At 73.2% G+C, this 19,823-nt stretch carries 16 protein-coding genes and 1 pseudogene; 6 read left to right on the top strand and 11 right to left on the bottom strand.

All coding sequences use genetic code 11. The features are described 5' to 3' along the window. Window positions 1–94 precede the first annotated feature (94 nt). Complete coding sequence (locus LQ326_RS31155) at window positions 95–1,309, bottom strand: saccharopine dehydrogenase family protein (protein WP_234542387.1); 1,215 nt, start codon at window positions 1,307–1,309, stop codon at window positions 95–97. Between the two features lie 123 nt (window positions 1,310–1,432). Between LQ326_RS31155 and LQ326_RS31150 the strand changes: the two genes are divergently transcribed. Then, entirely contained in the window at window positions 1,433–2,149 is a 717-nt protein-coding gene (locus tag LQ326_RS31150; RefSeq protein WP_234542386.1) for a TetR/AcrR family transcriptional regulator, read from the top strand. A gap of 88 nt (window positions 2,150–2,237) precedes the next feature. Here LQ326_RS31150 and LQ326_RS31145 read toward each other — a convergent pair whose 3' ends face one another. Beyond that, the gene (locus LQ326_RS31145) at window positions 2,238–3,122 is read right to left on the bottom strand and encodes a LysR family transcriptional regulator ArgP (protein ID WP_234542385.1); all 885 of its coding nucleotides are present in this window, start codon (window positions 3,120–3,122) and stop codon (window positions 2,238–2,240) included. A gap of 86 nt (window positions 3,123–3,208) precedes the next feature. Here LQ326_RS31145 and LQ326_RS31140 point away from each other — a divergent pair, with 86 nt between their 5' ends. Both LQ326_RS31140 and LQ326_RS31135 read left to right on the top strand, forming a co-directional pair. Then, entirely contained in the window at window positions 3,209–3,826 is a 618-nt protein-coding gene (locus LQ326_RS31140) for a LysE/ArgO family amino acid transporter (RefSeq protein WP_234542384.1), read from the top strand. Between the two features lie 128 nt (window positions 3,827–3,954). After that, window positions 3,955–5,265: an MFS transporter gene (locus LQ326_RS31135; RefSeq protein WP_372497003.1), complete on the top strand. Its 1,311-nt coding sequence runs from the start codon at window positions 3,955–3,957 to the stop codon at window positions 5,263–5,265. Window positions 5,266–5,269: 4 nt separating this feature from the next. Here LQ326_RS31135 and LQ326_RS31130 read toward each other — a convergent pair whose 3' ends face one another. Then, the gene (locus LQ326_RS31130) at window positions 5,270–5,719 is read right to left on the bottom strand and encodes a cyclic nucleotide-binding domain-containing protein (RefSeq protein ID WP_181809076.1); all 450 of its coding nucleotides are present in this window, start codon (window positions 5,717–5,719) and stop codon (window positions 5,270–5,272) included. 397 nt (window positions 5,720–6,116) lie between these two features. Here LQ326_RS31130 and LQ326_RS31125 point away from each other — a divergent pair, with 397 nt between their 5' ends. Both LQ326_RS31125 and LQ326_RS31120 read left to right on the top strand, forming a co-directional pair. Next, on the top strand, window positions 6,117–6,557 hold the full coding sequence (locus tag LQ326_RS31125) for an ATP-binding protein (protein WP_234542383.1): 441 nt from the start codon (window positions 6,117–6,119) through the stop codon (window positions 6,555–6,557). Window positions 6,558–6,784: 227 nt separating this feature from the next. Next, on the top strand, window positions 6,785–7,615 hold the full coding sequence (locus LQ326_RS31120) for a SigB/SigF/SigG family RNA polymerase sigma factor (protein ID WP_234542382.1): 831 nt from the start codon (window positions 6,785–6,787) through the stop codon (window positions 7,613–7,615). 17 nt (window positions 7,616–7,632) lie between these two features. Here LQ326_RS31120 and LQ326_RS31115 read toward each other — a convergent pair whose 3' ends face one another. Beyond that, window positions 7,633–9,867, bottom strand: a complete 2,235-nt coding sequence (locus tag LQ326_RS31115; protein ID WP_234542381.1) for an FUSC family protein — start codon at window positions 9,865–9,867, stop codon at window positions 7,633–7,635. Between the two features lie 16 nt (window positions 9,868–9,883). Next, entirely contained in the window at window positions 9,884–11,269 is a 1,386-nt protein-coding gene (locus LQ326_RS31110) for an NAD(P)/FAD-dependent oxidoreductase (protein WP_234542380.1), read from the bottom strand. A 250-nt stretch (window positions 11,270–11,519) separates the two neighbouring features. Here LQ326_RS31110 and LQ326_RS31105 point away from each other — a divergent pair, with 250 nt between their 5' ends. After that, window positions 11,520–12,329 carry a methyltransferase domain-containing protein gene (locus tag LQ326_RS31105; RefSeq protein WP_234542379.1) on the top strand — a complete coding sequence of 270 codons (810 nt, stop codon included), beginning with the start codon at window positions 11,520–11,522 and terminating at the stop codon, window positions 12,327–12,329. A 13-nt stretch (window positions 12,330–12,342) separates the two neighbouring features. On the opposite strand, the gene LQ326_RS31100 is transcribed toward LQ326_RS31105, so the two are convergent. The 6 genes and pseudogenes from LQ326_RS31100 to LQ326_RS31075 form a co-directional block, all read right to left on the bottom strand. Continuing rightward, window positions 12,343–12,777 (bottom strand): ATP-binding protein, encoded by a 435-nt coding sequence (locus LQ326_RS31100; protein WP_234542378.1) that lies wholly within the window; start codon window positions 12,775–12,777, stop codon window positions 12,343–12,345. Between the two features lie 96 nt (window positions 12,778–12,873). Further along, window positions 12,874–14,775: an AMP-dependent synthetase/ligase gene (locus LQ326_RS31095; protein ID WP_234542377.1), complete on the bottom strand. Its 1,902-nt coding sequence runs from the start codon at window positions 14,773–14,775 to the stop codon at window positions 12,874–12,876. A gap of 128 nt (window positions 14,776–14,903) precedes the next feature. Next, the gene (locus LQ326_RS31090) at window positions 14,904–15,992 is read right to left on the bottom strand and encodes a glutamate--cysteine ligase 2 (protein WP_234542467.1); all 1,089 of its coding nucleotides are present in this window, start codon (window positions 15,990–15,992) and stop codon (window positions 14,904–14,906) included. 106 nt (window positions 15,993–16,098) lie between these two features. Then, window positions 16,099–18,312, bottom strand: a complete 2,214-nt coding sequence (gene glgB / locus LQ326_RS31085) for a 1,4-alpha-glucan branching enzyme (protein ID WP_234542376.1) — start codon at window positions 18,310–18,312, stop codon at window positions 16,099–16,101. A 4-nt stretch (window positions 18,313–18,316) separates the two neighbouring features. Continuing rightward, a complete protein-coding gene (locus LQ326_RS31080; protein WP_234542375.1) occupies window positions 18,317–19,672 on the bottom strand; it encodes a maltokinase N-terminal cap-like domain-containing protein in 1,356 nt (451 codons plus the stop codon). 31 nt (window positions 19,673–19,703) lie between these two features. Continuing rightward, window positions 19,704–19,823: pseudogene (locus tag LQ326_RS31075) on the bottom strand (alpha-glucosidase C-terminal domain-containing protein); the annotation flags it as partial.

Raw genomic sequence — 19,823 nt, 5'->3', positions numbered from 1 at the left:
AGTCGATTCTGCCGTGGGCGGGTACGTCGTCCGGGACCGGGTCACCGGTCCGGGCACGGCTGAAACGGCCAAGTCCCGGAGGATTCCTGGACGGTCACTGCTCGCGCAGTCCCCAGGGGGAGCCGTACTCGGTCAGCAGGCCGAGGAACGGGCGGGCCGGGAACGCCTCCGGGCCGAGGACGCCCGAGCCCGACCACGCGCCGGTGGCGAGGAGTTCGAGGGCGACCACCGGGTTGAGGGCCGTCTGCCACACCACGGCCTGACAACCGTACTCCGCCATGGACCACTCGTTGTCGACCACGTGGTACAGGTACACCTCGCGCGGCTTCCCGTCCCTGGTCCCGCGCACCCAGGTGCCCGCGCACGTCTTGCCGCGCATGCGCTCGCCCAGTGTCGCCGGGTCGGGCAGCGACGCGGCGACCACGTCCCTGGGTGAGACCGGGACCGGCCCGTCGGGGCCCGGCACGGCCACCGGCGCGGTGCGGTCCAGTCCCAGCAGGTGCAGCGTCTTCAGCGTCTCGATGAACTCGCGGCCCAGCCCGTACTTGAAGGTGACCCGCCGCGCGTCCACCCAGCGGGGCACGAGCAGGACCTCCTCGTGCTCGACGTTCACGCACTCCACCGGCCCGATGCCCTCGGGAAAGTCGAACGCCTCGGGCTCGCTGAACGGCGCGGTGGTGTACCAGCCGCGCTCCCGCTCGTAGACGACGGGCGGGTTGAGACACTCCTCGATGGTGGTCCAGATGCTGAACGAGGGTGCGAAGTCGTAGCCGTCCACGGTCAGGTTCGCGCCGTCGCGAATGCCGATCTCCTCGATCTCGTCGAAGAGTTCGTCGGCCGCGTACCGCGCGAACACGTCCGACAGCCCGGGTTCCACGCCCACCCCGACCAGGGCCAGCGCCCCCGCCTTCTCCCACTCCGCGGCCAGCGCGAACTGCTCGTCGCCCAGCTTGACCCCGCACTCCTCGTACGGTCGCTCGGGGTGCGGCCGGGACAGCGACATCGCCATGTCGAGGTAGCTCGCCCCGGCCGTACGGGCGGCCCGGAACAGGGGCATCACGAAGCGCGGGTCGGTGGCGTTGAGCAGCACGTCGCAGCCGTGCCGGGCCAGCAGCGCGGCCACGGCCGCCTCGTCACCGGCGTCGACGCGCTCGGCGCGGAACCGGTCGTCGCCGACGGCCGCCACCGCCGCCTCGGCGCGGTCCGGGTCGTAGTCGGCGACCACCATCAGGTCGAAGAACGGCCGCCGGACCGCGATCCGGGTGACGGCGGTGCCCACACCACCGGCACCCACGAGCAGTACACGCATGCGGGAATCTCCTTCTCACAGCAGAGAGCGAGGTCGAGTACGGGGCGCCCTGGCCGGAATGAAACGCCCGGCCGTCACGTAAGGTCAATGGCGTTGGCATAAGAACGGCAGGGAGTGTGCGCGATGCCCAAACCGGTCGTACCGGAGGAGAAGCGCCGCCGGCGCCGCCCCACCCGCGGCGGCACCGTGCTCTCGGAGCGGCTGATCGTGGAGACCGCCCTGCGCCTGCTGCGCGAGCACGGCAGCGCGGGCCTGACCGCCCGCCGCCTGGGCCTCGCCCTCGACTGCGACCCCAGCACCCTGTACCGCTACTTCCGGGGCATGGACGACCTGACCCTGGCGATCGGCGACGCGCTCATCGGCCAGGCGCTGGCCGGCTGGACGCCGACGGGGGAGTGGCGGACGGACCTGCGGACGATCGGCCTGCGCGTCCACGCGCAGTACGTGGCTCACCCGCAGGCGGCCCTGCTGACCACGAACCGCGTGACGGGACGCGCGCACGAACTGGCCGCCGACGAGGCGGTCCTGGACGTCCTGCGCACCGCGGGTTTCGCACTGGCCGACACCGTCCGCGTCTACCACGCCTTCATCGACCAGACCCTCGCCTTCGCCGCCCTGGACGCGGCCTCCCTCACCCTCCCGAAGGACTCCCAGAGAGCCGACGAGGACAAGTGGCACTCGACCTACGCCCGCCTGCCGGCCGCCACCCACCCCCGTATCGCGGAGGCGTCGCGGCTGCTGGCGAAGCGCATGGTGACGAGCGCCTATCCGACGGCCCTGGAGATGCTCCTGGACAGCGCGGAACGGTTGTTGCGAGCGTCTTCCACCGGACGCACCTGAAAGGAGCGCGGGGCTGTGCCCGATGCGCGGAGGCGCCGCGCGGTCGCGACCGGCCCCCACCCGCGGTCGCGCCCCCACCGGTCAGCCCCTACGGCCGGCTCAACGCACTCTCCGCCGTCCTCGCCACCGCCTCGGCGACAGCCCCCAGAGCCGGCGAATCCAGCTTCCACTGCTGCCAGTACAAGGGCACGTCGACCCGCAGCTCACGCCCGCCGAGGCGGACCAGCCGCCCCTCCCGCAACCGGGGCTCCGCCTGCGCCTGCGGCACCATCCCCCACCCCAGCCCGGCCGTCACCGCGTCCACGAACCCCTCCGACGTCGGCACGAAGTGCCGCAGCGCGCTCGCGCCCGCACCGCCCAGCCGCCGTACGAACCCGTCCTGGAAATCGTCCCGCCGGTCGAACACGATCACCGGCGCCTCGGCGAGCGCGCCGGCCAGCCCGCCCGTCAGATGCGCCGCCGCGAATTCCGGCGCCGCCACCGGCAGGTACCGCATCCGCCCCAGCGCCCGCACCGAACACCCCGGCACCGCATCCGGTGCCGAGGTCACTGCGGCCATCACCAGCCCCTCCCGCAGGAGCGCCGCCGTGTGGTCCTCGTCCTCGCGCCGCAGTTCGACGTAGACGTCCGGCAGCCCGGCCAGCGCCCCCAGGAACCACGTCGCCAGCGAGTCCGCGTTGACCGCGACCGACACCCGGGTCGGCTCCCCGGCGCCGCTCATGCCGAGCTCGCCGCGCGCGTCCCGCTCCAGCCGGGCCAGCTGCCGGGCGAACCGGACCAGCACCTCGCCCGACTCCGTCGGCCGTACCGGCTTGGTGCGCTGGAGCAGCACCCGGCCCGTGCGCTGCTCCAGGGCCTTCACCCGCTGGCTGACCGCCGACGGCGTCACGTGCAGGGCCGCGGCCGCCGCGTCGAAGGTGCCCTCGTCCACCACCGCCAGCAGCGTCCGCACCTGGTCGAGGGGCAGCTCCACGGGCCCGCTCCTTCCTTCAGCGATGCTAAGGGTACGTAAAAATCTTTAGCTGTACGCCCAGTGATCGCCTCCGTAGCGTCGAGGACATGTCCAGCCCTCTCGCCGCCGCTGCCGCGGGCTTCGGCAGCGGCCTCTCGCTCATCGTCGCCATCGGCGCCCAGAACGCCTTCGTACTGCGCCAGGGCATCCGCCGGGAGGCGGTCCTCGTGGTCGTCGGCATCTGCGCGCTCTCCGACGCCGTCCTCATCTCGCTCGGGGTCGGCGGGGTGGGCGCCCTCGTGGCGGCCTGGCCGGGGGCGGTGCGGGCGGTCGGGCTGACCGGCGGCGCCTTCCTGCTCTGCTACGGCGCCCTGGCCGCCCGCCGGGTGCTGCGCCCCGGCACCGGCGGCCTGCGCACCGAGGGCGAGGCGGCGGGCTCCCGGCGGCGGGCGGTGCTCACCTGCCTGGCCATGACCTGGCTCAACCCGCACGTCTACCTGGACACCGTGTTCCTGCTGGGCTCCCTCGCCGCCCACCGCGGCGACCTGCGCTGGACCTTCGGGCTCGGCGCCGCCCTGGCCAGCCTCTGCTGGTTCACCGCGCTGGGCTTCGGCGCCCGGCTGCTCGGCCGGTACCTCGCCGGTCCGGGCGCCTGGCGGGTGCTGGACGGGCTGGTGGCGCTGACCATGATCGGGCTCGGCCTGTTGCTCGTGGCGCGGCCCTGAGGCGCCCGGATCCCCGGACGGCCGCATCCTGAGACAACCGGTTCGGCGGCCGCGGAAGTTGCTGCGATAGTGAACCGGCAACCGAAAGATGTAGCGGGCATCGAGAAGACCAGGACACCAGGAACTCCGTGGACACCAGCGAGAGCGGCACCCAGTCCGGCATACGGACCCAGACCCCCGACGACACCACGGCGGCCCCGCCCCGGAGCGGCTGGCGCCGCTGGGCGATGGACACCCGCCCGCTGCGCATCCCGGCCTACCGCCGGCTGTGGACGTCGACCATCGTCACCTCGGTCGGCAGCCAGCTGACCGCCGTCGCCGTGCCCAAGCAGATCTTCGACATCACCGGGTCGTCCGCCTGGGTCGGCGCGGCGAGCCTCGCCGGGCTGCTGCCGCTGATCGTGTTCGCGCTGTGGGGCGGCGCGGTGGCCGACACGATGGACCGCCGCAGACTGCTGCTGATCACCAACATCGGTATCGGCGTGACCTCGCTGCTGTTCTTCGTGCAGGCGGCCACCGGGATGAAGTCCGTGGCGGTGCTGATGGTGCTGCTCGCGCTGCAGCAGGCCTTCTGGGGGCTGAACGCGCCCGCCCGTACCGCCTCCATCGCCCGGCTGGTCCCCGAGGTGCAGCTGCCCGCCGCCAACGCGCTCGGCTCGACGGTCATGCAGACCGGGCAGGTGGTCGGACCGCTGCTCGCCGGCGCCCTGATTCCCGTGATCGGGCTGCCCGAGCTGTACCTGATCGACGCGCTGGCGCTGTGCGTGACGGTGTGGGCGGTCTACCGGCTGCCCGCGCTGCCGCCGCTCGGGGACACGAGACCGCGGCGCGCCGGGGTGCGCGAGATCGCGGAGGGCTTCCGGTACATCTCCATGCACAAGGTGCTGCTGCTGTCGTTCCTCGCGGACATCATCGCGATGGTCCTCGGCATGCCACGCGCCCTGTTCCCGCAGCTCGCCGCCCAGACCTACGCTCCCTACGGCGAAGGGCTCGCGCTCGGCCTGCTGTTCGCCGCGATCCCCGTCGGGGCGGTCCTCGGCGGGCTCTTCTCCGGCACCTTCTCGCGGGCGCGCCGGCACGGCCTGATGGTGATCGGCGCGGTCGTCGGCTGGGGCGCGGCCGTCGCCGGCTTCGGGCTGAGCCGCAACCTCTGGATCGCCGTGGCCTTCCTGGCCGCCGCCGGGGTCGCCGACATGGTCTCGATGGTCTTCCGCGGCGCGATCCTGCTGTCCGCCGCGACCGACGAGATGCGGGGGCGGATGCAGGGCGTGTTCACCGTGGTGGTCGCGGGCGGCCCGCGCCTGGCCGACGTGCTGCACGGCACCGCGGGATCGGTCTTCGGGCCGCGGGCGGCGGTCGCGGGCGGCGGAGTGCTGGTGGTGGCCGTGATGCTGGCCCTGGCCGCCGCGGTTCCGGCCCTGCGCCGCTACCGCGTCTGACCGCCTACACGGGCCGCCGCCCGATGTAGGCGTCGAGGAGCTTGCCCCGGGTGACCTCCAGGCGGCTGGCGAGGATCTCGGCGACGGTGCGCACCAGCGACAGGCCGAGCAGCGGGTCCTCCACGCACAGTGCGAGCACGGCCGAGGCGTCGTACTCGTAGGCCCGTACCTGGCTGAAGGCCACCGCCCCGAAGTCCCAGGTGTACGGCGGGAACAGCCAGGACCAGCCGAGCAGGTCGCCGGCGCCCAGGCTGGCGACGGTGACCCGTTTGCGGGGCGTCACCTCCTGGTCCAGGTTGACGGCTCCCGAGCGGATCACCCAGAAGCGGTCCGCGGTGCCGCCGGCCTCGAAGATCCTGGTGTCCTCGGGGAAGGACACCTCGTGAGCCAGTTCCATGAGGCGCTCGCGCTGCGCCTGCGGCAGGGCGGTCAGCAGTTTGATGGCTTTGGTCATGGCTCGGGGCTCCTCGCCGGCGAGGGTACGGGGTGCTTTCCCTACGCCCATTTCAGCCGCTGCCGCCTCGCCGGGCACCTCGAAGAAGGTGAGAATCGCCGTCGGGAAAACGTCCGGACATGAAAAAGCCCTGGCTGGACGGGGGAGACCAGCCAGGGCCGTCAGAGGTGGCGCGGGAGGACCTGATGTCGACTCCTCGACCACTTATGAGTGAACGGTAAACCATCCAGACCCATTTCGCGCAACTGGGAACAGGCTACGTGACCTGTTTCACTTTGGGGAGCCCTCGCGGCCCCCGAACTGGTTTGGGGGTGCCCCGACCGGTGAGCCGAAAGGAAGAGCCCGGTACGGACGGGACACAGCCGGCCGGCCGTTCCACCACCCAGGGAGCGAAAGGATGCAGGAAAAGTATTGGACAGAGTCAACAGTCGCACCAAGTGAGGCCCGTCGGCCGCCGCTGCGGCCGGCCGACGCCCGCAGAGAGGTCCGTTGCGCCGTGGCCCGACGGGTCCAGCCGTGCGCCGCCGACGCCCTCGACGACGCCCTGGACGACGCCCTGCTCGTCACCTCGGAACTGACCACCAACGCGATCCTGCACGGCGGCGGGGTCACCGGCTTCGACGTCGACGTCGAGGGCTGCGCGGTACGGGTGTCGGTCAGCGACCGCAGCGACGAGGTGCCCGTGGCCGAACGGACCGTGGACGAACGAAACCGGTGGCGGGCCGGCGGCCGGGGCTGGCCCATCGTCTGCCGGCTGGCCCGTGACGTGGAGGTCGCCGGACTGCCCCGCGGAGGCAAGCGGATCACCGCTGTCGTACCGCTGAACCGAACCCGGTGAGCGGACTTCCGGACGGACGGTGTTTGCGCCCGGATCAAAGGGGCAGGCGGAGTGTCGTGCTTCGGACCGGAGGCGCGCGCCGACGGGAGCGGTCGTACGACAGCCCCCGGGCCCGTAGAGCGGTCCGGGCGGTGCTTCCGCGGCGACCCTGACACCGCAGTTCGGGCCGAGTCCCGGGACCACGTCCCGGTGACGCCCTGGAACCCCCAGTTCAGGAGCGATTCCGCATGCCCACCGACTTGCCGACCAGCCCTCCCCGCACGCCCGACCACACCACCCGCACGACCCCCCGCCGCACCCACGACGACGCCCCCGACACCGCGGTCCTCTTCGCCCGCCTCGCCGGGCTCGACGACGGACCCGAGCGGGACGCCCTGCGCGACGAGCTGGTCGCGGCCTGGCTGCCCATGGCCCACCGGATCGCCGGCCGCTTCCGAGACCGGGGCGAGTCCGTGGAGGACCTGCGCCAGGTCGCCGCGCTCGGCCTGGTCAAGGCCGTCGACCGCTACGACCCCTCCCGCGGCGCCTTCGAGAGTTACGCGGTGCCCACCATCACCGGCGAGGTCAAGCGGCACTTCCGCGACCGCATGTGGGCGCTGCGCGTACCGCGCCGGGTGCAGGAACTGCGCAACCGGGTGCGGGTGGCCCGGCGCGAACTCACCGAGCACCCCGGATCCCCGGAACCCACCCCCGCGGCCATCGCCGCCCACACCGGGCTGACCGAGGACGAGGTCGCCGCCGGCCTGGAGGCGCTGGAGAGCTTCAGCACCCTGTCCCTGGACGCCGAACTCGCCACGGGCGAGGACGGTTACAGCCTCGCCGACACCCTGGGGCAGTCCGACGGCTCCTACGACGTCGTCATCGACCGGGAGGCGGCCAAGGAGGGGCTGCGGCGGCTTCCCGAGCGCGAACGGGCCATCCTCTACATGCGGTTCTTCGAGGACATGACGCAGAGCCGGATCGCCGACCGGCTCGGCATCTCCCAGATGCACGTCTCCCGGCTCATCAGCCGCAGTTGCGCCCGGGTCAGGGCCGAGGCCATGGGGCGGTCCGTCTGACGCCCCGGCCTGCCCGGTCAGGCGGCCGCGGGCGGCCGCACCGGCACCCCCAGCGGCCGGGCCAGGCCCACCACCGCCTCGTCGAGGCGCTGCAGATGGCGCAGCACCCGGTCGGTCACCCGGCCGTAGCGCGGGGCGCCCAGCGTGCCCGGCTCCAGCATCGCCGTGATGCTGGGGCCGGTCTCGATCCCGGGGAGGACGGGCGGCCGGCCGGCGACCTGGGCGGCGATCGTCTCGATGTTGTGCACGATCCGCTGCGCCGCCCCGCGCAGCCGGGGATCCGCCGCGATCGACGGGTGCGCGGGCAGCAGCTCCGCCGTCGCCGCGAGGGACCGCGCGTGATAGGCGCACGTCTCCAGGAGCGCGACCACATAGCGCGCGGTGTCCCGGCGGGCGCGCAGCGGGGTGATCGGATGTGTCAGCGGCTGCACGGCCGCCGCCAGATCGGCCAGCGCCTGGTCCAGGGCACGGGCCTTCTCCACCAGGTCGGCCGGCGGCGCCCCGCTCAACTGGTCGGCGGCGGCCCGGGTGACGTCGGCCAGCCGGTCCAGCGTCCCCGCGAGCAGTTCGTCGGTACGGCGGTCCGTGCGCACCGGCAGCACCACCGCGGCCGCGATCACCCCGCACACCGCGCCGAGCGCCGTCTCCGCCACCCGCAGGACCAGCACGTGCAGGCTGTAGGTGTTCAGCAGCGTGTACAGCAGGCCCAGCATCGCCGTGACGAAGAACGACATCAGGGTGTACGACAGCGGTGCCGAGTAGAACATCGCGAAGATGAACAGCAGCACCAGCCCGAACGCGGTCCAGGTGTGGTGCCCGACCAGTCCCGCGAGCACGATGCCGGCCACCACGCCAAGGACCGTGCCCAGCAGCCGCCGGTAGCCCTTGACCAGGATCTCGCCGGTGGACGCGGTGTTGATGAACACGATCCAGCAGGTCAGCACCGCCCAGTACCAGCGCTGGGCGGACAGGAACTCGCCGCCCACGATGGCCAGCGAGGAGCCGACCGCCACCTGCACCGCCGCCCGCGTGGTCGGCCGGCGCAGTCCGGTCGCCTCCCCGGCGCCCTCGATGGCCGCGTCCTCGGCGTCCAGTTCCTCCCGGGACCGGGAGGTGGCCGGGGTGTCGTCCGACTCGTCCTGCGGCCCGTCCAGCGCGATCCGCAGCCCCAGCACCGACCGCGCGGCCTCGCCGATGCCCCGGAACACGTCCTGGACGGCGGCCGGCGCGGCCGGCAGGTCCTCCCCCTCGCGGTAGCCGAGCAGCCGGTTGCGCAGCCGGGCCAGCGCGGTCCCCCGCTCGGGTCCGGCCGGCCGCAGCACCAGCAGCCGCAGCGCCTCCAGATCGAGTCGCAGCCGCTCCATCGCCTCGTCCCGCACCGGCTCCACGGCGGCCGACGGCAGCGGGGCACCCGGCAGATGGAGGGTGAGCGTGTTCGCCCGCTCGGCGCTGCGGGCGGTGAGCAGCAGCAGCCCGAGCCGTTCGGCCGCGATCTCGGCGTCCGCTATCCGGCGCTGCACCAGCCTGGCCACCGCCTCGTCCGAGGTGCCGTCCGTGAGCCGCCCCTGGATCAGCAGCGCCGTCTCGTGCAGCCGGGCGGTCCTGACCCGGACCTCCTCCACCGCGCGGTCCAGACCGTCCGGTCCCGCATCGAGCAACTCGGCCTGCGCGGAGACCAGTTGGGCGAAGCGGGCCCGGAAGGCGCGCCGCAGCCGGTCCAGGATGCCCGCGGCCGTCTGCCGCACCAGCACGAACCGTGCCAGGGCCGCGCAGCCGAACGCGACCGTGATCGTGACATAGAGGCCCGGCAGCGCGGGCACGGTCGCGTGCACGAACAGCGAGGCGAAGTAGATCTGGAAGCCGATCAGCCCGAGCGCCGTTCCCCGGTCGCCGAAACGGCGGCTGTAGACCGCGCAGAAGATGAGCGCCACGAAGAACAGGTCGCCGATCACCACCCGCGAGTCGAGCAGCGCGCCCAGCGACATCGAGGCGAGTGCCACCGGCAGGCCCAGGGCGAGCGTGACGGCCTGCTGCGGCCGCCCCTTCTCCCGGATCGCGAAGGTGGCGACCATCGCCGCGATGGCTCCGGCCACCAGATGGGTCACGTCGAACCGCAGCGCCGCCAGCACGGCGAGCGTGAGCGCGACCGAGACGACCGTGCGCAGACCGGCGGTGAACCGGAGCAGACCGGGGTCGGCCGCCGCGAGCCGCCCCCGGACCTCCGCCCACCCCGGCCGTCCCGCCGCTCTCACCGAGCCGCGCTCCGCGTCACGCCTGGGCGGCACCGGGGGCTTCGGGCCCCTCGGCGCGCGCCCGGACCTGCTCCGGCGTCAGATAGGTGTCCGTGTACTCGAAGTCCTTGAGCCGGGCGGGCTTGCGGGACTGGAAGCCGGTGCGTACGAAGTCGTCACCGGCCAGCGCGTTCAGCAGCCAGTTGGTCGCGACCCGGGTCTTGGCCACGTTGGTGCGCAGCGCCGACCAGTGGTAGCCGCGGGCCACCGCCTGGGCGGGCAGGCCGCGCAGTTCGATGCCCAGCGGCTTGGAGACCGCGTCCTTGCCGCCGAGATCCACCACCAGCCCCAGGTCCCTGTGCGCGTACGGGTGGAGCGGCCGGCCCCGCAGGGCCGCGATGACGTTGTCGGCGACCGCACCGCCCTGCCGCATGGCGTGCTGCGCGGTCGGCGGGCAGACCGCGCCCGCCTCGTCCTTCGCCTTGTCCGGTACGGCCGCCGCGTCACCGAGCGCGAACACCCCGTCGTGGCCGGGCAGGGTCATCTCGGCGGTGACCGCCAGACGTCCGCGGACCGTCTCCGCGCCCAGGGTGGCGATCAACGGGCTGGCGGCCACCCCGGCCGTCCAGATCAGTGTGTGGGTGGGCACCACACGGCCGTCGGTGAAGGTGACCTCCTCGGGGCCCGCCTTCGCGATCGACACCCCCAGGGAGACCTCGATGCCGCGGCGGCGCAGCACTTCCTGGGCACTGCGGCCGAGCTTGTCGCCGAGCTCCGGCATCAGCTTCGGCGCGATGTCGATCAGGTGCCACCTGATCAGCTTCGGGTCCAGGTTCGGGTAGCGGTGCAGCGCCGCGTGCGTGAGCTTCTGCAGACAGGCCGCGGTCTCGGTGCCCGCGTAACCGCCGCCGACCACCACGAACTGCAGCCGCGCCGCGCGCTCGGCCGGGTTGTCGCTGGCGTCGGCCAGGTCGAGCTGGGAGATGACGTGGTCGCGGATGTAGGCGGCCTCGGCGAGGGTCTTCATCCCGAACGCGTGCTCGGTCAGGCCGGGAATGTCGAAGGTGCGGGTGACACTTCCCGGGGCCAGCACGATGTAGTCGTACCGCTCGTCGACGAGCCGGTCGGTGATGGTGCGCACGACGCACACCTTGGACTTCAGGTCCACCCCGATCGCGCCGCCGGGGATGATCCGGGTGCGGTACCTCTTGCTGCGCCGCAGTGAGACGGCGATCGACTGGGGCGTCAGCACTCCCGAGGCGACCTGCGGCAACAGGGGCAGGTAGAGCTGGTAGGAAGTCGGCGACACCAGGGTGACATCGGCTTCGTCGGGGGAGAGTTTCCGCTCCAGGCGGCGCACGCATCCCACTCCGGCGAAGCCTGCGCCCACCACCAGGATCCTGGGTCGTGTCACGGTGTCCATCCCTTTCCGCTGTTCCGGGCCGTCCGGCTCAACGCCGTTCGCGTGCCCAGGAACGCTTGCTTCGCACCACATCGATCCCACCGTGCCCGACGCCGTTGTGCCAGCCGGGCGGGGCAGGGAGCCGAACGCGTGGGCTCCAGCATGCCCCTGGACCGCCGCAGGAAACCGGATGTCGCACAGACATGCGGCGGACCTCCGTCCGGGCAGAGGCGGTCCCACGGCGATCACGTACGCCAGTAGAGTGCCCGCCATGGCGCAGACCCAGCCCGGAACGGGCTTCCAGAAGCGGCACATCGACCCGGACCGCGTCTCCCCGCTGGTGGCCGCCCTCGACAGTCAGGACGCCAACCCCGGCGTACGGCGGCTGCGCGCCTGGGCCGAGGAGGCACTGGCGGTGCGGCCCGGCGAACGGCTCCTCGACGTGGGCTCCGGAACCGGCTCGCAGACCCGGGCCCTGGCCGACGCGGCCGCTCCGGACGGCGTCGCCATCGGCGTCGAGGTCAACCCGAGTCTGCGCGCGGTCGCCGAGGAGCGCTCCGCCCACAGCCGGGCCCGCTTCCTGCACGGCGACGCGGAGGCCCTGCCGGTGCCGGACGGCTCGATGGACGTCGTGTGGTGCGAGCGGGTCCTGCAGCACCTCCATGAGCCCGGCCGGGCGATCGCGGAGATGGCCCGGGTGCTGCGTCCCGGCGGCCGGGTGGCCGTGCTGGACACCGACTGGGGGACCACCCTCCTGCACCCCGGCGACCCGGCGGTGGTGCGGGCGCTGACGTCGGCCGCCCTGGGCGGCGCCAACCCCTACTCCGGGCGCCGGCTGGTCGGCCAGCTGAGCGCCGCCGGGTTCGTGGTGGACGACCGCGGCTCGCAGGCCCTGCTCCAGGACCACCGCTCGGTCGCCTGGCCGCTGATCCGTATGCTCGGCGAGTCCGCCGTGCGCACCGGCGCCGTCACGGAGGAGCAGCGGGACACCCTGTACGCCGATCTCGCCGAGGCCGCCGAGCGGGGCGCGGTGCACATGTCCGTCACGATGTTCGGAGTGGTCGCGCACCGGCCCGAGTGACCGCGGCCGGCCCTCACCAGGGCAGGAAGGCGTGGACGTCCTTTCCGTCTTCGGTGACGACCACGCTGACCTGGTCGCACAGGCTGTGCAGCAGATGCCAGCCGATGCCGCCCCCGCCCCCCTGCGGGAGGAAGGGCCGCGGCTCGGGCCGGACCCGGCTGGAGTCGTGCATCGTGACGTGGACGCCGTCGTACGTACGGCGCATCCGCAGCTCGAAGGGCCCCGGCGCGTACTGGACGACGTTGGCGGCCAGTTCCGTCACGACCAGCAGGATGTCGTTCCAGCAGTCGGGTCCGGTGGGCGGTGAGGTGCGGGCGAGGCCCGCGAGGTAGCCGTCGGCCGCGAGCCGGGCGCCGGTCACATCGCGCAGGCGCCCCGGGAAGGAGACCGTGCAGCCGTCGGTCTCCTCCGCGGATCGTCTGTCGTCCCGTCGTGGTCCGGTCCCCATCTCGTCTCTTTCAGCCCCGCGAGGGGGCCGTCGTCGCGTTGGTCTCCTCTTCTTCGCCGCGAGTTCCCACCCCGGCGGCGAATACGCGTGATCCGCTCAGCGGAAGACGTTGTCCGAGTCGTCCCAGTCGGCCGGCTCCGGCCGGCCGGCCCGGCGTACCGCCTGCGAGCGGGCCTGGTACATGGCGTCGATCTCGGCCGCGTAGTGGCGCGCGATGGCGTCCCGGCGCAGCTTCATCGACGGTGTCAGCATGCCGTTGCCCGGGGCGAACGGTTCCTGGAGCACCCGGTAGACCCGGATCGACTCGGAGCGCGAGACCACGCTGTTGGCGGACGTGATGGCGCGGGCGATCTCCTCGCGCAGCGCGTTCTCCTCGCGTGCCTCGCGCCCGGGCGCGTCGCCCGGCACCGCCAGCGCCCCCCGCCAGTGCGCGAGGAAGTCGGGGTCCAGGGTGATCAGCGCGCCCACACAGGGCCGGTCGTCGCCGACGACCACCGCCTGGTGCACCAGCGGGTGCATCCGCAGCCGCTGCTCCAGCGGGGCCGGGGCCACACTCTTGCCGCTGCTGGTGATGATGATGTCCTTCTTGCGGCCGGTGATGGTCAGATAGCCCTCGGAGTCCAGCCGCCCGATGTCCCCGGTGGCCAGCCAGCCGCCGCGCAGCGCGGCCCGGGTCGCGTAGTCGTCACCGACGTACCCCTGGAACACCGACGGCCCGCGCACCAGGATCTCACCGTCGTCGGCCACCTGGATCTGGGTGCCCGGCAGGGCCTGGCCGACCGTGCCCGACTTCTCCCGGCCCAGCGGCTGCATGGTGATCCCGCCGCTGGACTCGGTCAGGCCGTAGCCGTCGTGGACGTACAGTCCGATGCCCTCGTAGAACAGGGTGAGTTCCCGGCTGAGCGAGGAGCCGCCGGACGTGGCCCGCAGCACCCGTCCGCCGAGCGCCCCGCGCAGCTTGCGGTACACCGTCCGCTCGTACAGGGCGTGTTGCAGCCGCAGGTCGAAGCCCGGGCCAGCGCCGGTGCCCAGCCGCTGCCGCTCCAGGGCCGCCGCGAAGTCCCGCGCGGTCTGCGCGGCCCGCTCGAACAGCGCCCCCCGGCCGTGCTGCTGTGAGGTGCGCAGGAACGTCTTGTACACCTTCTCCAGCACCGACGGCACGGCGTAGAGATAGGTCGGCCGGAACGTGCGCAGCGCCTCGGCCAGCGCGGCCTCGGTCATCTCCGGCTCGTGCCCCATCAGGATCCCGCCGCGCAGACAGATCACCATGATCATCAGTCCGTACACGTGCGAGAACGGCAGGAAGGCCAGGACGGAGGCCTGTTCGCCCTGGCGCGCCGCGGTGTGCCCCCAGCCCGCCAGCAGCGTGTCGCAGGGGTAGGCCAGCCCGCGGTGGCTCAGCGCGCAGCCCAGCGGGCGGCCCGAGGTGCCGGAGGTGTAGGTGATGGCCGCCGTGGAGTCCGGCATCACGATCCGGCGCAGCGACTCCACCGTGGTCAGCGGGACGAAGACGCCCTTGCGCACCAGCTCGGGCAGCGCGTCCGCGTCCAGCTGCCACACGTGCTTGAGTCCGGGCAGCCCCTCGCACACGGTGCCGACGGTCATCACCGCCTGCTCGTCCTCGACCACCACGGCCACACAGCCGGCGTCCCGCAGGATCCACTCGACCTGGTCCCGCGAGGACGTCGGATGGATCGGGACGATCTCCGCCCCCACCGACCACAGCGCGAGGCCGAACACCGTCCACTCGTAGCGCGTCCGCGCCATCACGGCCACCCGCTGCCCGGGTGAGATCCCCGACGCGATCAGCCCCTTGGCCAGGTCCACGACCTCGTCCCGCAGCTCGGCCGCGGTGACCTGCTCCCAGCGCGCCGCGGCCTCGGGCCGGCGCGCCAGTACCGGCAGTGCGGGGTTCCGGTCCGCCGTCTCGAAAACGATGTCGGCGAGCCCGCCGGTCAGGGTCGAAGCGGCCGTCGGAGCGAGGGCGTAGTCGCGCATGCGCTGCTCCTGGATGTACGGAGGGTTACCCTCCCGATCAGTACTGTCGTCGATGCGGGTCGAATGTAGCCCAGAGGAGTGCGGCTCGTGTCGGGAACGGTCAACTCGTTTCCGCCTGATGACGAAGCTCAGCCCTGGGTGCGGCGCACGCACTCCACGACGACGTCCCGCAGGCTCCCGGTGCGCTCCAGGAACGACCGCTGCTCGCGGGCGCCGGTGCCCCGGTACAGCAGCTGTGCGACGGCCTCCTCGGCGCCCACCGTGTCCCCGCTGTCCGCGAGCGCGTCCGCGGTGTGGGCCAGCAGCGCGCGCACCACGTCGGCCGCGGGCCGGGGCCGCAGGGTCACGGGGTCGAGAAGGTCGCGGTCCAGGCCGTCGCGGGCGGCCAGCCAGGCGGCCAGCCGGAGCATGCTCACGCCGGGGTCGAGCGGCGGCCGCCCGGCCCGCCAGTCGCGCGCGGCCGTCTCCACCAGTGCGCGGATCAGCGTGGCGACGAGGACGGTGGTGTCCGCCCGCAGGCACACGTCGGCCACCCGGATCTCCACCGTCGGGTAGCGCGTGGACAGGCGGGCGTCGAAGTACACCATCCCCGTGTCGAGGATGACCCCGCTGGCCACCATGTCCGCGACCCGCCGCCGGTAGCGCTCGGCCGAGCCGAACAGCTCGGTCGGCCCAGCCGACGGGCCGCGCGCCCACAGCCGGCTGCGGAAGCTGGCGTAACCGGAGTCCCGGCCCTGCCAGTACGGCGAGTTGACGCTGAGCGCGCGCAGCACCGGAAGCCAGGGCCGGATCCGGTCGAGGACGGCGACCCCTTCCTCGTCGGACTCGACCGACACGTGTACATGGCAGCCGCAGACGAACCAGTCGGCCATGGCGGCGCCGTACCGCCCGGCCATCCAGTGGTAGCGCTCGTGGCGGGTGAGCGCCGGGTCGACCGGCAGGGGACAGGTGGCCAGCGCCGCCACCGCGCAGCCGATCTCGCCCGCCAGCCGGCCCGCCTCCTTGCGGCACCGCGCGATCTCGGCGCCGAGCTCGGCCATGTCCCGCTGCGGACTGGTCGCGAGCTCCAGCATCTGCCCGAACAGCTCCATCTGGAACACGGCCTGTCCGGGATCTTCCCGGGCGGCGCGGTCGAGGACGGCGGCCGACCAGGGCATGGGCTCCCCGCTGTCCGGGTGGACCAGCAGGAGTTCTTCCTCCACTCCGACGGTACGCAGCACTTGGAACCGCCCTCCGGCCGGGCCGCGACCGGGCGCGGCGGGGTCTTTCACCCCGGACTGCCCGGCCCCGGCCGCGGAAACACGTGCCGGGGCCCTCGGCGGGCTACGGGGCGACAGGCTCCAGCCACACCGTGCCGAGCGGGGGCAGCGTGAGCCGCACGGCCCCGTCGTCGGCGAGCAGCGGCCCCCGGCTGACGACGTCCCCGCCGCCGTACCGGGCACTGTCGGTGTTGAGGATCTCCTGCCAGACGGGGAGGCCCTTGGGCACGCTCAGCCGGTAGCCGGGGCGGACCACGGGGGAGAGGTTGGAGACCGCCAGCAGCGGCCGGGCCTCGGCATCGAACCTCAGGAAGGCGAAGACGTTGTCCTCGGCCGCGTCCCCCACGACCCACTGGAAGCCCGCCGGATCGGTGTCGCGCTGCCACAGCGCGGGGCGCGCGCGGTAGGCGGAGTTGAGATCGCGGACCAGATCCCGGACACCCCGGTGATCGGCCTCGGCCCCGTACCCCGGGTCGAGCAGCCACCAGTCGGGGCCGTCGGCGTGCGACCACTCCGCGCCCTGGGCGAACTCCTGCCCCATGAAGAGCAGTTGCTTGCCCGGATGGGCCCACATGAAGGCCAGATACGCGCGGTGGTTGGCACGCTGCTGCCACCAGTCGCCGGGCATCTTCGACACCAGGGACCGCTTGCCGTGGACCACTTCGTCATGGGATATCGGCAGGACGTAGTTCTCGCTGTACGCGTAGACCATCGAGAAGGTCATCTCGTTGTGGTGGTACTTGCGGTGGACGGGCTCGTGCCGGATGTACTCCAGCGAGTCGTGCATCCAGCCCATGTTCCACTTCAGCCCGAAGCCCAGCCCGCCGCTGTCGGTCGGCCGGGTCACCCCGTCCCACGCGGTGGACTCCTCGGCGATGGTCACCACGCCCGGCGCCCGCCGGTACACGGTCGCGTTCATCTCCTGGAGGAACGCCACCGCGTCCAGGTCCTCGCGCCCGCCGAACACGTTGGGCGTCCACTGCCCGGAGTCCCGCGAGTAGTCGAGGTAGAGCATCGAGGCGACCGCGTCCACCCGCAGCCCGTCGACGTGGAACTCCTCGCACCAGTACACGGCGTTGGCGACCAGGAAGTTGCGCACCTCCACCCGGCCGAGATCGAACTCGTAGGTCCCCCAGTCCGGATGCTCGGCCCGCCGCTCGTCCCCGGGCTCGTACAGCGGGTCCCCGTCGAAGCGGGCCAGCGCCCAGTCGTCCTTCGGGAAGTGGGCCGGCACCCAGTCCATGATCACGCCGATGCCCGCCCGGTGCAGGGCGTCGACCAGGTACCTGAAGTCGTCGGGGGTGCCGAGCCGGGAGGTCGGCGCGTAGAAGCCGGTGACCTGGTAGCCCCAGGAGCCGCCGAAGGGGTGCTCGGCGACCGGCATGAACTCGACGTGCGTGAAGCCCAGGTCGCCGACGTAGGCGGGCAGCCGCTCGGCGAGTTCCCGGTAGGTCAGGCCGGGACGCCAGGACGGCAGGTGCACCTCGTACACCGAGAACGGCGCCTCGTGCACCGGCACGTCACCGCGGTGCGCCATCCACCGGGCGTCCGCCCACTCGTGCCGGGACACCGTCACGATCGACGCGGTCGCCGGCGGCACCTCCGTCCGCCGGGCCATCGGGTCCGCCTTCAGGAACCGGCCGCCGTACCGGGAGGTGATCTCGAACTTGTACCGGGCGCCGTCGCCCACCCCCGGCAAGAACACCTCCCACACCCCGGCCGCGCCGAGCGAACGCATCGGGAACTGCGTGCCGTCCCAGCACGTGAAGTCCCCGGCGACCCGCACCCCCTGGGCGTTCGGCGCCCATACGGTGAACCGGGTGCCGGCCACCCCTTCATGGGTCATCGGCTCGGCCCCGAGCGCCTTCCACAGCTGTTCGTGCCGCCCCTCCCGGATCAGGTGCAGGTCGAACTCGCCGAGCGCGGGCGGGAAGCGGTACGGGTCGTGGACCTCGTGCACGCCGTCCGCCCCGTCCCCGTACTCGACGAGGAGCGTGTACGACGGGACCTCGGGGTAGGGCAGCACGGCCGCGAAGAGCCCGTCGCCCTCCGGGGCCAGGGGGCTGCGGACCCCGTCGGCCAGCACGGCCACGGCGCGGGCGTGCGGGCGCAGCGCGCGGAACAGCGTGCCGCCGTCCACCGGGCGGGCGCCGAGCAGGGCGTGCGGATCGTGGTGGGCGCCCGCGAGCAGGCGCCCGCGGTCGGCGGCGTCCAGGGGCGGGGCCGTGGGACGGGAGGGGCCGGAGGGCTCCGGGAGCGAGGAGTCGCGCAGTGCCATGACGTCAGCCTCTCCAGCGGGCGAGCCGCTCGATCGCGGCCATCGGAACCGGAAGCCAGGCCGGCCGGTGCCTGGCCTCGTACACCACCTCGTACACCGCGCGGTCCGTCTCATGGGCGCGCAGCAGGGCGTGCGTCTCGCGCGGGTCCCAGCCGGCCCGGGCAGCGTAACCCGCGCAGTAGGCCTCCCGGCAGCGGCGGGCCCACTCCGGGCGCCAGGGGCGGCGCTGCCGGGCCGCGTAGTCGAAGGACCGCAGCATCCCGGCGACGTCGCGCACCGGCGACTGGGTGCCGCGCCGCTCGGCGAGCGGCCGGGACGGCTCGCCCTCGAAGTCGATGACGAACCATTCGTGGTCCGCTCGCAGCACCTGCCCGAGATGGAGATCGCCGTGGATCCGCTGGGCGAGCGGCCCAGTGTCACAGGTGGCCAGCGCGTCGAAGGCGCCGCGCAGCCCGGGTACGAACGGCCGCAGCGCCGGCACCGCGTGCGCGGCCGCGTCCAGCCGTGCCGACATCGCCTCGGCGGTGCGGCGGTGTTCGTCGTGGACGGCGGACGGGAGGGCGGCGGCGAGCGCGAGATGCACCTCCGCGGTGGCCCGGCCCAGCTCGTGCGCCTCGGTGGTGAAGTCGTCCTCGGCGGCGAGCGCGCGCTGGGCGAGGGTCCAGCCGTCGGCCGCGTTCGGCAGGAAGGGCTGCAGCACCCCGAGCGTCGCCGGGCTCGGCTCGGTGGTCCGGAACCAGGCCACCGGCGCAGGCACCCGCGGGCAGCCCTGCGCGGCCAGCGCGCCGGGCACCTCCAGGTCCGGGTTGACGCCGGGCTGGATCCGCCGGAACACCTTCAGGATGTAGGAGTCGCCGTACACCAGGGAGGAGTTGGACTGGTCGGCGTCCAGCAGCCGCGGGGTAAGTCCACCGGGTATCCGGGCCCGCGGGGCCGTCTCGAAGCGCAGCGGGCCCGCCGTGCCGGGTATGCGCAGCCGCTCCAGGAGCAGTTCGGCGGCGTGCGGGTCCTGCAGGGCGTCGTAGACCGCGAGCCCGGCCAGCGGGCCCTTCACGGCCCGGCCCAGGCAGGCCCGCTCCAGGGCGGGCGCGCGGTGTTCGCGGACGCCGAGCAGCAGCTGGTAGCAGTCGCCGGACGGGGCGGCGCCCCCGCCGGGGGAGTGGTCGGCGTGGACCAGCAGGTGCAGGCAGCTGGGGAAGAGTTCGGTCACGGACAGCACGGACAGCTCCGTGACGGGCCGGTCCTTGCCCGCGAACCAGCGCTGCCGGGGCAGCCAGTCGCGCAGCAGCCCGCCCAGTGAGACCAGCGCCCGGTCCAGGCCCGCGGTAGTGCTCCGGGGCGGGTCAACGGTCTTCGTCATGGTGACGCGTCCTTTCCTCGGCTCCGCACGCTCAGCGCCTACGGCCGGTGCGGGAGTCGACTCGGGAGAGCCGGAACCAGTAGAAGCCGTGCCCCGCGAGGGTGAGCAGATACGGCAGCTCGCCGATGGCGGGGAAGCGCACCGCGCCGAT

Origin of the sequence: Streptomyces shenzhenensis, from assembly GCF_021462265.1 — a bacterium.
GTDB classification, from domain to species: Bacteria; Actinomycetota; Actinomycetes; order Streptomycetales; family Streptomycetaceae; genus Streptomyces; species Streptomyces shenzhenensis.
This window is presented reverse-complemented; position numbering and strand designations above follow the sequence as displayed.